The organism is Chishuiella sp. (assembly GCF_032109125.1).
Lineage (GTDB): Bacteria > Bacteroidota > Bacteroidia > Flavobacteriales > Weeksellaceae > Empedobacter.
On the sequence record NZ_DAMCLZ010000008.1, the window covers coordinates 71,874 to 86,674 of the forward strand.

Here is a 14,801-nt window from a genome sequence, read left to right on the forward strand (position 1 = left end):
CAAATTAGTAAAAAATATAACAAAATAAAAGAGAAAAAGTATTTTTAGTGTAAAAAGAACACTAAAAATACTTTTGATAATTATTCTTCATCTAAAGAAGCCATTTCTTGATCATAAAAATCTAAGGCTTCTTCGATTAAATTAGCTATTTCTGAACTAAATTCTTCGTTATCTTCTTCTTCAGAAATATCTTCAAACCACTCTATATCGTCATTTTCTACATCAAGTAAAAAACGAGGATATTCTGTATGCAAAATAAAAATCTTATCTGGCATAGTAGAGTTATCTGCTACTAAAAATTTTGGTAAATCCATTTTTATATGTTTTTTAATTTATCTTCTAATATAATTGTTGTATTAGGATTATCTCTAATTAATTTTTTAGTTTGATGATTATAACGAATCATTAAAAATATAGCTGATGCTGTAAGTCCAATACCTAATCCAATCCACATTCCAAATGCTCTCATTTCAAAACCAATGGCTAAAACAACACCAATAGGAATTGCTATTAACCAATAAGAAATAAATGTTAAAAGAGATGGTATTTTAACATCCATCATTCCTCTTAAAGCTCCAAGAATAACTAATTGAATTCCATCAGACATTTGAAAAAGAGAAGCTATAATTAATAATTGAGCTGAAAGATTTATAACATCTTTATTATCTAAATATATTGTTGGTAATTGGTATCTAAAAACTATAAATAATATACCACACAAAATCATAAATGATAAAACCATTACGATACATGACCAACCTGCTTCTCGTAATGTTTTATAATCTTTTAGACCTAATTGATTTCCTATACGAACAGTAGCGGCAACACCTAGTCCAGTACACATCATAAAAGTTGTAGAAGCCAAATTAATCGCAATTTGATGAGCTGCTAAATTAACTTTTGCCAACTCTTGATCTGCAAGGGTATTTGTAAATGTGTAACCACAAACAAATGCTGCCAGCGAGAATGCACTCATCTCAAAAAATGATGTAAGGGCAGTAGGAATACCTATACCTGCAATTTTTCTAAATATATCTTTTTTAAAATTGGATAGTTTAAAACTAACTTCATTTAACACTGATTTTGTTTTATTAAAATTTAATAGAACTATTAAAAGAAAAATCATCATAACAAATCTTGCTACAAAAGTTCCCCATGCAGCACCAGTTACCTCTAAACGAGGAAATCCCCAATTACCATAAACCCAACCATAATTAAGTGTAATATTTACTATATTACTCAATATAGTAGCTATAGTTACAGGAATAGTAAGTGATAAACCTTCTGACAGTTGACGAAAAGTTTGAAATATCATTAAAGGAATCATTGAGAATGTCATGATTGTTAGATAAGGAATACATTTTTCTACAACATCAGCTGGTTGACCAAGATGATACATTAATGGTTTTAAAAATGTAATTAATAGAAATAAACATATAGATAAAGTAACATTCAAAATAAAACTATGAGAAAAATAACTTGCAGCCATTTTCTTGTTTCCTTTAGAATCTTCCGCAGCAACTAATGGAGATAGTGCAAAACTAAAACCAAAAGCAAATACTAATACTGCAAAAAACAATGAATTACCTAAAGATGCAGCTGCTAAGGATGTTTTTCCTAAAATTTCATCTTTTACATTATCATATTTCCCACCTAAACCACCTACCATAATATTATCTACAATGTTGACAGAAATTTGTCCCATTTGAGTAATCATTACTGGAAAGGCTAATTTTATATTACGCCTTAAATGTTCTTTTAATTCCAATTCTATTTTTTTTGAAATGCAAAGATACATCAAAGGTTTTGCTTCTATGTTTAGAAAATATAAAAGAATATATTTATCCTACATTTAATGTTTATTTAATATACAAATTAAGCTAAAACAGTAGCTTTGCTGCGTGATTTAATATAATCATTCACTAGTAAAAAATCATGTCAAAAAAAGGACAAATTGTAGAAATACCAGCTAATTCTTCAATTTACAGCGATGATAATATTTCTTTTAAAAATAAAGAACAAGAAATATTATATAAAATAAATAAAAGACAATATTCTTTATTCGATGGATTTATTGTCGGAGAACACTATAATATTAATGAATATAAATTAGGACAGAGAAAAGGTATTAATATTGGAGGAAAATTAAATCCTCTGTATGTAATAGGAATAGATAGAAATGAAAATCGCTTATTTGTTGGTCAAGGAAACAAACATCCTGGTCTTTTTACTAATATACTTGATTTCTCTAATTCTGAAATAAATTTTATAGAACAAAATTTTCCAGACTCAACAAAATATTTAGTTCAATCCCCTATTATAAATTCTGATATATATTGTGAACTCTACAATTATAATAATAGTATATATTTAGAATTATCTGATAATGTTCACATAGACATTATCAATTATCCTATTAATCTATTAATTGAAAACAATATAAAAGCAATAATTATTAAATAACAAACAACACATGAGATTAAAATTTACTTTTTTAGTTACTTTACTAAGCCTCGTAGTTTATGCACAGACAGCACCAGCATACTATTCAGGTATTAATTTTGAAAAAAATCAAAATGATTTAAAAGCAGAATTAACAAAGCTAATTACTGAAACACATAAAAAACAAATTAGTTACGATGATTTAAGAGATTTATTACCAAAAAGTGATGTAGATCCTCAAAATTCAAGTAAAATGTTAGTTATTTATGGTTCTGAAAGTTCTGGAAAACATCAAAGAAGTATTACATCTTTTCCCACATCCAATTGGAATAGAGAACATGTTTATGCTAAATCATTAGGTACAGGTAATTTAGGGACTTAAGGGCCTGGATCTGATGGTCATCATCTACGCCCAGCTAATATTGCTTTAAACAGTGATAGAGGTAATCTTAAATTTGATGATGGAACGGGAGTTACAGCATACAAAACTAGCCGTGGTGGTTGGTATCCTGGAGATGAATGGAAAGGAGATATTGCTAGAATATTAATGTATATGTATGTAAGATATCAAGATCAATGTAAACCTTTAAATATTGCATTTGTTCCAAATACTTATTCTGAAGATTTTTCTGATATACTTTTGAAATGGAATGTTGAAGATCCTGTCTCTGATTTTGAGATAAATAGAAATAATGTAGTTGCAGAAACACAAGGAAATAGAAATCCTTTTATAGATAATCCTTATTTAGCTACACTAATTTGGGGAGGTCCTGATGCTGAAAACACATGGCCTGAAACTATAAAAGGAGGAAATCCAATTGAGCAAGACTCTATTGCGCCTAGTTCTCCTACAAATTTAATGGTAAGTGATTCTACTTCTACAAGTATATCTATTTCTTGGACAGCTTCTACAGATAACATTGCTGTTACAAGATATGATATATATTTAGACGGAATTTACAATTCTACATCTTCTTCAAATAACTCTACAATAACTGATCTACAACCATCTACAGATTATTCTGTTTATATTATAGCTAAAGATAGAGCTGGTAACTCATCTATAAAAAGTGAAAGTATAAACATAAAAACAAAAGAGAAATCAACAGATGATACTGAACCATCTGAAGGCGGAAGCTGTGGAACTGAAGATTTTGAAAAAATACCAACTTCAAATTCTGCATACACAGAAAGAGTATGGACAAATAGAAATATAACTTGGACAGCTACAGCCGCAAGAACAGACCAAACTGATGATAATAGAGCTATTACAATTAGAAACGGTTCTCTTACTTCGTCTACTATTTCGGGAGGAATTGGATCATTGAGTGTTAGAACAGCTTTATTATTTACTGGTACAGATGGTACTTTTACATTAAATATTAATGGTGAAGAAGTTGGAAAAATTGCTTATTCAGCAACACCACAAACTATTCAAATAGATAATATTAATATAGAAGATAACTCGATTATTGAATTAGTGAATGATAGTACTACAAATCGTGTTAGATTAGATAACCTTTCTTGGACATGCTATCCTGAAAATCTAGCTACAGATGATATTAATAAAAATAATGTAGATAAAATTTCTATTTATCCAAACCCAATTAAAAACTATGAGTTTTATATTAAAGGGTTAAAACAAACTGAAACAATTTACATCTATAATTTAAATGGATAATTAGTACAAACGATAGAAAAAGTAAATTCTTCTTCTAAAATCAAATTAAATCGTTTACCAAAAGGTATTTATATTGTAAAAACAAATAAACAATCAAGTAAAATAATTGTTGAATAACAAATTTTAAATATAAAAAAAAGCTATCCAAATTTGGATAGCTTTTTTCTTATATAAGAACTTCTAAAATCTCTTGAGATGTAACTTTTCCAAAGTATTTTGTTAAATCTAGCTGCTTTAAAATTTCTTGAAGTTCATTTTGATTATGTTTATGTCCTATTAATTTTTTTTCAAAATTTTCTATCGGTTCTGAAGCAAAAAAATCACCAAAAATTTTGGCTTCTTGTATTATTCCTTTCTCTACATTTAAATGAATTTCTATAAAACCTGCAGGAATTTTTTTTGCATTTTTATAATTATAATTAGGCGAAGATCCAAAATTCCAATCCCATGTTTCATATTTATTTCTAATTAAATACTCTACTCCATTCAAATCATCAATACTTAATTCATAAAGTACACTATTTGTATTAGCTTTAACAATTTCATCTATCAATATTTTTTTCAAATCCTCTGTACTCATATCAGAAGGTAAATAATCAATTAAATTTGTAACTCTAGATCGATTAGACTTAATTGCTTTATCTATATATTTTAATGGATTTATTTTCAATACCTCATCTAAAATAGACATGTCTGAATTAAACAAAATGGTTCCATGTTGAATCATCTTACCATTTTTAGCTAATTTTGCATTTCCACTAAACTTTTTACCTTCTATTAATAAATCATTTCTTCCCTCTAATTTTGCAGGAACATTTCTATCATTTAAAAGTTTTAGTACTGGAGCAGTGAACTGAGAAAAATCCATAAAGTCATTTCCCTCTAAAAGTGTATGAAAAGAAAAATTTAAATTACCCAAATCATGATAAACAGATCCTCCCCCAGACATTCGTCGAACAACTTTTATTTCCTTTTCTCTTACATAATCTAAATTTATTTCTGCTAAAGTATTCTGAAACTTACCTACTATTATTGAAGGTGCATTTACATATAGCAAGAATATATCTTCTGTTGGATATTTATAAAGTAAAAATTCTTCTAATGCTATATTAAAGTAAGCATTATGTGAAGGAGAATCTATAATAAGCATAATTAATTTATTTAAAATGATCTTAAAATTAAGATATATTATTATTTCATCATACTATTCAATAGGGAATTTCGGACGATCCATTTTATATTTTGATCCACTCATTGATTCTAAAAAAGATTTTAATGCAAGTTTTTCTTCTTTTGTTAAATTCAAAGGTTGTAAAAGAGCATCTGTATAAGGATATAAAGGATCATTTGTTTTTTCTTCTGGAGTTGGATCTATCATATGCATCCCACTATTATATAAATTAATTAATCCATCCAAATCATCAAAAAAACCATTGTGCATCCATGGATTTGTATTTAATAAATCTCTTAAAGAAGGTGTTTTAAAGCGACCAACATCATCTGGATCTTTAGTAATTTCATAACGACCTAAATCTTCAAATTTTCGTTTATAATAGGTTAATCCTATGTTATGAAAAGACTCATCAGTTAAATATTTTCCATTGTGACAATTCATACATCTTGCCTTTGTTCTAAATAAATGCATTCCATAAATTTCTTGATCAGTTAATTTCGTATAATCACCATCAATAAATTTATCAAAACGACTTGGTTGGCTTTTTATAGATTTTTGAAAATTAGCTAAAGCTTCTACAATACGTTTATTTGTTATTTTTTCATCTCCATAAGCATCTTTAAATAACTTTTTATATCCTTTATATTGACTCAATTTATCAGGTAATTTACTTAAATCCATATCCATTTCATGTAAAGCAGATAATGGCCCAGCTGCCTGATCTTCTAAAGTTTTTGCTCTACCATCCCAAAAAAAAGATGTTCTTTCAGCAATATTATAAAGTGATTGTGTATTTCTAGTTCCTTCTAAATGATTATTACCTAGAGATACTTTACGTCTATCAGTCCAACCCATTTCTGGATCATGACAAGAGCTACAAGAAATCTGACTAGATCCTGAAAGTTTTGGATCAAAAAACAACATTTTCCCTAAAATTACTTTAGGTTTATCTTGAGTTGTAAAATATGCTGTATCTCTTTCTATCGATGCAAACTCTTTCCATTCTACTCCTTTATCTATCATTGGTTTTGGCCAAAGACTAATATTATTTTTATAGCTATTTATAATATCTTGAATCGTAGGATCTTCGATTGATGATAAATCATTACGGACTGATGGTGAAAAACTAACTAGAAAATAAATAGATAGTAAAAAAGAGATAAAAAATATTTTATTTTTCATTTTATTTAAAAAGTAATTCCTAATGAAACTGAGGAATAATTATTATATTTTGATTGAATATTTGATTGAATAAAACTACCATTTATAAAAAAAGTAGGTAATTTATCCAGTTTTAAATCATAACGTAAATTAGCTCCAATCGTTGTAATATCACTTGACAAATAATTAAAATCTTGTATTAACCAATCGTTAATAGAAGAAGCATTTGCAGATGCTAATAAATTTTTAGCTGAAATAACAGATTTATAATCAATAAAAGATTCAAAAGAAATTGTTTGATTATTTGTCAATTTCTGTAAATAATTAACCTTTGCTCCAAAAACATTATATTCAAATTTTTGTCCGCTGTAAGGAAATAAACGTTGTTCCTTTATTTCTTGATAACTAAAGTAAGGTACAAAGGATAATCTAAAATGTTCTTTATCCAATGAATAAAACAATGATAAAGTCATATTTTCTTCATCTCTCTTATAAGATAATCTTTTATAAATTTGTTGGAATAATCCTTTGTTATTAGTATATCCATATTCTAAACCTTCCGTATTACGAGAAAAATAATCTGCTTGTACTCCAATTTTATGATTATTTAATTTAAAAAATTTAGCCGCTTGCATATTTAATAAATCATTATTTAAATCAGCTGAATAGTAAAATCTATTGGTAGTTCCTTTAAAACTTCTTTTCATATTCGCTTTTCCATACTGAACCAATAAATAAAAATCTTTTCCTCCCTTATTAGCTATCTTTCCTCCTACTTTATAACTATATTCTTCATTAACTGAATTAAAAGAAGAAGTTCCTCCACTACTAAAAAGATTATTATATATACCTAATCCTGTCATTTGATAAACTGCTGGTTGTCCCAATTGACTAGCAAAACGTATTGTACTATTCTGTTGGTATTTCTCTCCTTCTACAAATGCATCTATGGAAATATCTTTATAAAAATTATAACCTAAACCAATTTTTGCTTTTAACTCTGAAGTAGTATTTTCTAATCTTGGATCTCTAGATCTTGAACCTAATTGTGCTTTATAACCAACCTCAGCTCCTAAAGAAAATTGATCAATTTTTTGTGCATATCCTCCCAAAAATTGATAACGTTCTATATCTATATTTCCTCCTACAGAATCTGAAGTGATATATGGTGCAACTCTATCATAATCTAAATTTTCATTCAATTTCACATGGTTTATTTTTAGATTTTCATAAGAAGCACTTCCCCACAAAACTTTTTGATTATTTAATTTTTGAAATGAATTTGTATAAACACCAAATCCTTTTTCTCCAGAACCTTTTTGTTGTCTATAAACTTTATCTTTTTGAGAAAAAGAGGAAACATTTAACTGAGAAAAAGAGGATAAACTATAATCCAGCATATTTGCTGGATTATAATAGAATTTTTGTTTAAAACTCCTTTCAATATTATATTGATTTTTAAAATTTTGAAAAAGTGATAGACTATCTTGTGCCAATGTAATACAAGATGTACATAAAATCAAAGTTAATTGAAAGATTTTTATTGTTTTCAACATCTATAATTCTCTATTAATGAACAATACCATTTTTTAAACTTGGCTCAGAATCTCTTTCGAAATCAACCGTAGAATTATTGGTATCTTTATAAATATTTTTACCATTTTCTGTTTGACCTAATATTTTACGACGAACAGATTTACCCATTCTATCTAAACTATTATAACCTGATCCTATACCTGTCCAGCCTGTATCTATAGAAGAACCCAATATCAATTGATAAAAACTACCTTTAGCTCCATTATTTAAACCATCTAAAATCCATGTATTAGGAATTTCATAGACACTTACTTTCTTAATATTACCAGCTTGATCTAAATATTGATAATTATATTTATATTTTTCTAAAAAAGTTTGAGAATTTTCATTTTCTGGAAATCGACCTATAACATAAGATTCCACTCCAGCACTATGCATAATAAGTAGATTATAAGTAGCTGTTGTAAAAATAACATTTGCATTAGGAACTGCAGGATTATCTACACTTGCTAACTTAGGGTTTGTACTTGGAAATTCAAAATCAGCCTTACTTAAATCAAATGCAGTACTAGCATTAACTCTATGATCAATTGCATTGTCTGCTACAACAATAAAATCTCCAGGTTGCACAGGATAATCTGTTCCACTTCCTGGTAAGACCATTACTGCTTTTACAGCAAAAGCTTGATCTGGATGGTAAGGTGTTGGAATCTTATCATCATCATTAGATATAAATGCTGATTGACCTATAATTAATTTGTCTGCATACAATACCTTATCTGTATTATTTGTAATCTTAAAATATTTACTAGTATTGTATTTTTTATCTTCTGGAGTTAAAATTTGACTATAGAAAACTTCTTCTATAATAAAATCTTCACTAAATTGTTTAATAGATAAAGGAATAGAGATATTTTCAGTAGTTTTTGTAATATCAACAGAAGTTGTTCCTCCTATAATTACTTCTTCATCTGCAAGTGTAATTACTGTTCCATTTACTGTAATCTTATATGATCCTGTTGGAAGTGATAAACTATATGCATTGACATCTTGAGCTGTTTGTATTGTTTTTGCTCCCGTATTTAATTCTACAGCCTCTATTTCTAATAACTTATATGTTTTAATATTATCTCCTTTAAAAGAAATAGTTAATGTATTATTTTGATTAATTTCTGTTCCAAAATCATCATTATTAGTACATGAAACTAATGTAAAAAAAGTAGAGAAAGTTAGAAATCCTAAAGCTAAAATTCTTTTTTTCATATTGCTAATTTTATTTTTTTATGATTAAAAATTGTAATTTAATTCCATCCCAAAATATGGAGTTGGTTTATTTTGTAATTCCACTTTTACATTATTGTAGTAGTATGGATTTTCGTAATTATATAAACGAGTAACAAACATTGAAGCTCGTAAATCTTTATAAATACTTTTTGTTACTTTCAAATTTACATTTACAGTATAACTAGCTTTTCTAGATAGTGGATTTGAAGTCCCCACAGGTCTTATCAACCATTGTTTATAAAGATCACTTTCATCAGCAGTAGTAAACATATGTGTTTGACCTTGTAAATCAATATAAGAAGTTGGTGTAGCAATTATTTTTTCTCTTATATTATGATTAAATATTGAGCCTTGAACAGAAGCTGAAAAAGTTAAATCTAAACTTGGTATATACGTATCTATCATTAGATTATAGTTCAAGTTTGAATTTTTATAAGAATCATCATTTTCATAAATTCCAACATAAGGGAAAGACCCTGGAATTCCTCCAACAGAAACACTAGGTTTCTCATAGATAGGAATGTAATTGTAATATTTTGTTTCAAACCAAGCCCCACTTAATGTGAATCGTGTATTAATCGATTTAAAACGAGGTGTTCTATACTGAAATTCAATTCCTTGCTTTTTTGTAACACTTCCGTTTTCTGTTTTAGCATAAGCAGAATGCTCTTGTACTATTGTATAAGGAACATTTGTTAAATCTGGCCCATTTGCTGTCCAATTATTAATATTAACTTGTGTTGCATCATATTTTTTGTAAGAATTAATATTATATTGATTTACTGAACGAAAACCATTCTTTATTTCTTCATTATAATACGAAACAAATAAATTATGTTCATTATAAGTAAAATCTAATCGAATTTCTTTTTTTATATTTTTCGCTGCTGTTAATTCCTTATTAGCCTGTTGCTGAATATAAGTCATATAGCTTACATAACGGTATTGCTCATCATTAGAATAGTAATTTAGCTGTACATAATCTCTAAATTGTACATTTGGATATAGGTAATAAGTTGTAGGTTGCTTATAAAATTGTCCATATCCCATTGTTACATCTATTTGAAATGGCTTACCATCAACTTTAAATTTTGGTAATCCATATTGAAGGTTGAAACGTGGTTCAGTAAAAATTTGATCACTTATTTTATATGACTTATCTACACCTAACAACTTACTTACACGTAAACCTGCATATAGAGTAATTGAATGATTATTAAACTTATAATCTATTCTATCTCCTATAAAAGCTGCTAAGCTTTGTGTCGCGGGAATATCTTTAAAAGCTCTAGGTCGAGTAGTCATTGTTGCACTTGGTGGTTGAAGAATATCATAAACATCTCCTCTACCATTATTTTTACTATATCTCCAATCACCTCCAAACTCATAAGAATGAATCATCCCTATCAATTTTCTTTTTCCACTTGTACGAAATCTAGCATTAATATCTAATGGTTTTCCATCAGTCATATAATTTGAGATGAAACTACTTTTTGCAAAAACACCAACATTTTCTCCTTCTTTTTTAGCTATTGATAAAGTTGTTGGTCCAGAATATTGAACAAATTGAGATTGTTCTATTCTATCTAAACCTTGTTGAATAGAAGTATTTAAAGTAATTTCATTAAAAAATGATTTTTTAGATAAGTTATATATAAAGTTATTAGCTACATTTATTCGCTTAGAATATGATTTATATTTATCTGTTCCTGCAAATGAATTATCTGGATCTAATTTTACATTATCTAAATTATTTGAAAAATCTACATTTGTTTTCCACCTTAATGGTTTATTAAATAATTTTAATTTGACATCAGAACGAATAGAAGCTGAAATTCGTTGATAATTTTGAGTATCATCACTTGGACTAGATTGCGCATCTAAAAAATCAAAAGAAGTATTCAAATTCCAATTATCTTTAATTTTAAAACCTTTACCTATATAATATTGCTTACTGTATCCATCAACTTTTAAACGAGCTTGTAAAGGCGTTTTACCTAATTTTCGTTCAATTTTTATTAAACCAGTTGTTAAATCTCCATATTCTGCAGAAGGAATCCCTCTAATTATTTCTACATTCTCAATATCATTTGTAGATATAGTACGCATATCAACTCCTGTAGATATTTTATTATAATTTGATGGTGCGTATGACATTTGACTTGGGTTTAAAGATCTTTGCATATCTGAATTACTATTCAGAATATTATCATCTACCATGAATTGTATTCCTAAAGATGACGTTGCATAACCTGGAACTCCTGAAGTTTCTCTAATTAAAGGTCGATTTAGAGATGTTAAATTGGGCGTTTTAGCTAATCCTCCAGGTAACAATTCCATTAAATCTGAAAAACTAGAAGGTTGTAAATGTTCCATAGCTTTTCTATTTATAATCGACTTAGTAGTTAACCCTTTGTCTTCTCTAGCTGTTAAAATGACTTCTTGTAAAGCAATATTATTTGTCTGTAAAACAACAATCAATAATTTAGAACTACTTATAAAAGTCTTTATATCTCTTGATAGATAATTTTCATTGGAAATATGTAAATTATGTTCTCCTCCATTAAGAAATATAGATACAACACCATCTTCATTTGTTGTATTAATTGTAGTAAGATTATCAACCAATATATTTACATTTTGTAATGTAATACTATCTTGATCTATAACTTTTAAATGTAATTTATATTCATTTTCTTGAGCTGTTACAAAAATAAAAGAACAAAAAGTACCCAGTAAGAACATCATCTTCATTGACCAACACTTCATCTTATAATCATTAGGTCGGCAAACTTAAGTTAACATTTTGATAACACAAAATTTATTTAGACTAATTATTAATAATATTGATAAAAATCATTCAATATATCATAATACACTCATAAACATATAAAAAGCCATTTTTAATCAGCTAATAAAATAAATAATTTTTAATTAATTAATTTAAAAAAGAATAAAAAGTTAATTGTATTACAAAAAAATAGGGTATCATAATGATACCCTATTTTTTTATAGTTAAATGTAAAAATAAATCAAAAAGAAAATTATTTATTTATCTATTACAAATAGATTTGGAAACCTACTGTTAACCCTAATCCATTCTGAGCTTGAGAATTAGCTAAGTTAGATTTAGAATAATTATACCCTAATGATCCTTCTAAAGCAACACTACGAGATACGAAATGTGCATAACCAGCATTTATTCCAAAAGCAAAAGACGTTTGAGATTTAGATGTTGCTGTAGCTCCAGTACCTGAAACACCTACTGATCCTTGTCCAAAGAAACGTCCAGTAGAGCTTGCTCCTTCAGGAAAATAATAACGAGCAAATGGAGATACTTCGTAATTCCATACGTTTTTTCCACCTTTTACTGTTTGAAACCCAACACCAGTTTTTAAACCAACTGCTACTCCATCAGAAATAAAATATCCAGCTTGTGGATTAAAATTAATATTAAAATTTTCACCTTCAAAAGAATAACCTAAAGATCCTATTGAACCTCCTACTATCCAATTTCCTTTTTTAATAGGTTCAGTACCAACATCCGCAGATGTTGATGGGGTTTTAATATCTTGTGCAAATGATGTTGTTGCAAATGCAACTAAGATTAATGATAAAAATACTTTTTTCATAATTGTCGATTTTAACATTATAATAACACAAACTATGCCAAATTACATTTAATAAATATTTGCAAATAATTAAATCGTATTATAATTAATTAAAAATCAACATCAGTTAAGTAATAATTTTTATTTAAATTTTTTCCAGTAAGGATAAATAATAGCTAGACCATAACCAATAAATACAAACAGTGTAAACATTGTAAATAAAGTTCCATCGGCCATAAATTCTGGTTGCATTGCAGCAGAAACAAATAATGATATTATTATCATATAAACCCCTAATTTTTTGTAAGCATTAACTAAAAAAATACCTAAGAATGCAATCACACCAAATATAATTGTCATTATCGGATACCATTTAGGCATTTTAGGAGCATCATCATTCATCATTGCTCTAAACAAATAATCATTTGTTATGTACAACTGAAATCCTCTATAAATTATACTTAAAGTTAAAAAGAACATTATAAAAATCATTGATTTGAATAAAAATGATTTTTTATTTCCTTTATGCTGTAAATCTTTTGTTTTAGTGTTATCAGACATTAAAACATTTGTATCAAATAAATCATCTCTTTCCTTATTTGTACTTTTTTGATCTGTGCCCATTGAACTATAATTTATTAAAAAAGAAAATCGTATCCTTTTAAACTTAATTTTTCATATTTCTCTTCATCAAAACGATATAATTTAGATACTTTACGATGTAGTTTTGGATCCGTAGTATTTCCTGTTTCTATGATTAAATTTGAATTAAATATTTTCTTTCTAAAATTTCTTTTATCTAATTCTCTATTTAGAGCTTTTTCATATAAACTCTGAAGTTGAGCAATTGTAAATTCTTCTCCTAAAAGATTAAAACCTACAGGACGGCGTTTAACACGGCGTTTAACCCTTTCTTTAGCGTATTTTATAATTTCATTATGATCAAAAGCTAAATCTGGAACTCTATCATATGGAAACCATTCACCTCCATGAACTTTTACTTTTTCTTCTAAGTCAGGAGTTAACTTTACTAATGCATAATAAGCTACATTGACAACACGTCCTAATGGATTACGGAAAACTTTAGTAAATGCTTTTAATTGCTCTATATAGGTTTGATGTTCATCATATGCAATTCTTTCCGTTAATAACTCATGAATTGCCTGATCGTTACTTACAGTTGGAGCTATGTACTTTCCTGGTAAAATTAAACCACCTTTAAAAGGATCATTTAATTTTTTATAAACTAAGATTTTTAATTCTTCTCCGTCAAACCCAAAAAGTACTAAGCTAGAACATAGTGCGACTTGAAAATATTGTGATTTTTCTTCGTCTGTCATTTTAATTACCGTTTATACGTTTTATTTATTAATGAAAGATTGAATGCATTAATCTATTTTTATCATTAAAAGATTCTTCTAATGAAATCATAGATTCAGTTCTTAATACATCATCAATTTGATCTATTTTGTAAATAACTTCTTTTGCATCAGCTGTATCTGTTGCACGAATTTTACAGAAAATATTGTATTTCCCTGATACTACATGAACAACTGTTACATTTGGGATTTTATATAACTCATCAATTACTTTTTGAGTTTTATTTGTTTTAGTTAGTAACAACCCTACATAAGCTACAAATTGATACCCCATTTTATCGTAATCTGTAATCAGTGTAGTTCCTTTGATGATTCCTGCCTCCTCTAATTTTTTAACACGTACATGGATTGTACCTGCAGAAACATTCATTTTTTTTGCTATTTCTGTAAACGGCATTCTCGTGTTATCAATTAAATACATCAAAATCTTCTTATCAACATCATCAATTATGTAATTCATTTTCTTAATTTTTGTGTATTATTATTATTTTAATAAAAAAAAGATTTAATTTTTAGCAAAAATATAAATAAAA

At 27.3% G+C, this 14,801-nt stretch carries 14 protein-coding genes and 1 pseudogene; 4 read left to right on the forward strand and 11 right to left on the reverse strand.

What is annotated here, in order from left to right:
* Positions 1 to 80: 80 nt before the first annotated feature.
* Positions 81 to 314 (reverse strand): hypothetical protein, encoded by a 234-nt coding sequence (locus tag RT575_RS09910; protein ID WP_313385839.1) that lies wholly within the window; start codon positions 312 to 314, stop codon positions 81 to 83.
* Positions 315 to 316: 2 nt separating this feature from the next.
* Positions 317 to 1,768, reverse strand: a complete 1,452-nt coding sequence (locus RT575_RS09915) for an MATE family efflux transporter (RefSeq protein ID WP_313385838.1) — start codon at positions 1,766 to 1,768, stop codon at positions 317 to 319.
* A 167-nt stretch (positions 1,769 to 1,935) separates the two neighbouring features.
* Between RT575_RS09915 and RT575_RS09920 the strand changes: the two genes are divergently transcribed.
* The 4 genes and pseudogenes from RT575_RS09920 (at position 1,936) to RT575_RS09935 (ending at position 4,240) form a co-directional block, all read left to right on the forward strand.
* Positions 1,936 to 2,463, forward strand: a complete 528-nt coding sequence (locus RT575_RS09920; RefSeq protein WP_313580553.1) for a tRNA methyl transferase PRC-barrel domain-containing protein — start codon at positions 1,936 to 1,938, stop codon at positions 2,461 to 2,463.
* 10 nt (positions 2,464 to 2,473) lie between these two features.
* Positions 2,474 to 3,172: pseudogene (locus RT575_RS09925) on the forward strand (endonuclease I family protein); the annotation flags it as partial.
* Between the two features lie 102 nt (positions 3,173 to 3,274).
* Complete coding sequence (locus RT575_RS09930) at positions 3,275 to 4,123, forward strand: fibronectin type III domain-containing protein (RefSeq protein WP_313580627.1); 849 nt, start codon at positions 3,275 to 3,277, stop codon at positions 4,121 to 4,123.
* 12 nt (positions 4,124 to 4,135) lie between these two features.
* Positions 4,136 to 4,240 (forward strand): T9SS type A sorting domain-containing protein, encoded by a 105-nt coding sequence (locus RT575_RS09935; protein ID WP_313580629.1) that lies wholly within the window; start codon positions 4,136 to 4,138, stop codon positions 4,238 to 4,240.
* 49 nt (positions 4,241 to 4,289) lie between these two features.
* Here the strand turns inward: RT575_RS09935 and RT575_RS09940 are convergent, their stop codons facing one another.
* The 9 genes from RT575_RS09940 to RT575_RS09980 all read right to left on the reverse strand — a co-directional run bounded on the left by RT575_RS09940 (position 4,290) and on the right by RT575_RS09980 (position 14,728).
* Positions 4,290 to 5,273: a lipoate--protein ligase gene (locus tag RT575_RS09940; protein WP_313580555.1), complete on the reverse strand. Its 984-nt coding sequence runs from the start codon at positions 5,271 to 5,273 to the stop codon at positions 4,290 to 4,292.
* A gap of 54 nt (positions 5,274 to 5,327) precedes the next feature.
* The gene (locus RT575_RS09945) at positions 5,328 to 6,479 is read right to left on the reverse strand and encodes a cytochrome c peroxidase (RefSeq protein ID WP_313580557.1); all 1,152 of its coding nucleotides are present in this window, start codon (positions 6,477 to 6,479) and stop codon (positions 5,328 to 5,330) included.
* Positions 6,480 to 6,484: 5 nt separating this feature from the next.
* Positions 6,485 to 8,014, reverse strand: a complete 1,530-nt coding sequence (locus RT575_RS09950) for a DUF6850 family outer membrane beta-barrel protein (protein ID WP_313580559.1) — start codon at positions 8,012 to 8,014, stop codon at positions 6,485 to 6,487.
* Between the two features lie 13 nt (positions 8,015 to 8,027).
* Complete coding sequence (locus RT575_RS09955; protein ID WP_313580561.1) at positions 8,028 to 9,257, reverse strand: DUF4876 domain-containing protein; 1,230 nt, start codon at positions 9,255 to 9,257, stop codon at positions 8,028 to 8,030.
* A 24-nt stretch (positions 9,258 to 9,281) separates the two neighbouring features.
* Entirely contained in the window at positions 9,282 to 12,047 is a 2,766-nt protein-coding gene (locus RT575_RS09960) for a TonB-dependent receptor plug domain-containing protein (RefSeq protein ID WP_313580563.1), read from the reverse strand.
* Positions 12,048 to 12,337: 290 nt separating this feature from the next.
* On the reverse strand, positions 12,338 to 12,910 hold the full coding sequence (locus tag RT575_RS09965) for a hypothetical protein (protein WP_313385829.1): 573 nt from the start codon (positions 12,908 to 12,910) through the stop codon (positions 12,338 to 12,340).
* Between the two features lie 120 nt (positions 12,911 to 13,030).
* The gene (locus RT575_RS09970) at positions 13,031 to 13,513 is read right to left on the reverse strand and encodes a hypothetical protein (protein WP_313385827.1); all 483 of its coding nucleotides are present in this window, start codon (positions 13,511 to 13,513) and stop codon (positions 13,031 to 13,033) included.
* A 14-nt stretch (positions 13,514 to 13,527) separates the two neighbouring features.
* Positions 13,528 to 14,229, reverse strand: a complete 702-nt coding sequence (locus tag RT575_RS09975) for an NrtR DNA-binding winged helix domain-containing protein (protein WP_313385825.1) — start codon at positions 14,227 to 14,229, stop codon at positions 13,528 to 13,530.
* 28 nt (positions 14,230 to 14,257) lie between these two features.
* The gene (locus RT575_RS09980; RefSeq protein ID WP_313374018.1) at positions 14,258 to 14,728 is read right to left on the reverse strand and encodes an Lrp/AsnC family transcriptional regulator; all 471 of its coding nucleotides are present in this window, start codon (positions 14,726 to 14,728) and stop codon (positions 14,258 to 14,260) included.
* Between the last annotated feature and the right edge of the window lie 73 nt (positions 14,729 to 14,801).

Coding starts and splice junctions, on each gene's coding strand:
- RT575_RS09955 (WP_313580561.1), bottom strand. CDS start 9,257: ATGAAAAAAAGAATTTTAGCTTTAGGATTTCTAACTTTCTCTACTTTT.
- RT575_RS09910 (WP_313385839.1), bottom strand. CDS start 314: ATGGATTTACCAAAATTTTTAGTAGCAGATAACTCTACTATGCCAGAT.
- RT575_RS09980 (WP_313374018.1), bottom strand. CDS start 14,728: ATGAATTACATAATTGATGATGTTGATAAGAAGATTTTGATGTATTTA.
- RT575_RS09945 (WP_313580557.1), bottom strand. CDS start 6,479: ATGAAAAATAAAATATTTTTTATCTCTTTTTTACTATCTATTTATTTT.
- RT575_RS09970 (WP_313385827.1), bottom strand. CDS start 13,513: ATGGGCACAGATCAAAAAAGTACAAATAAGGAAAGAGATGATTTATTT.
- RT575_RS09965 (WP_313385829.1), bottom strand. CDS start 12,910: ATGAAAAAAGTATTTTTATCATTAATCTTAGTTGCATTTGCAACAACA.
- RT575_RS09960 (WP_313580563.1), bottom strand. CDS start 12,047: ATGAAGTGTTGGTCAATGAAGATGATGTTCTTACTGGGTACTTTTTGT.
- RT575_RS09950 (WP_313580559.1), bottom strand. CDS start 8,014: ATGTTGAAAACAATAAAAATCTTTCAATTAACTTTGATTTTATGTACA.
- RT575_RS09920 (WP_313580553.1), top strand. CDS start 1,936: ATGTCAAAAAAAGGACAAATTGTAGAAATACCAGCTAATTCTTCAATT.
- RT575_RS09940 (WP_313580555.1), bottom strand. CDS start 5,273: ATGCTTATTATAGATTCTCCTTCACATAATGCTTACTTTAATATAGCA.
- RT575_RS09975 (WP_313385825.1), bottom strand. CDS start 14,229: ATGACAGACGAAGAAAAATCACAATATTTTCAAGTCGCACTATGTTCT.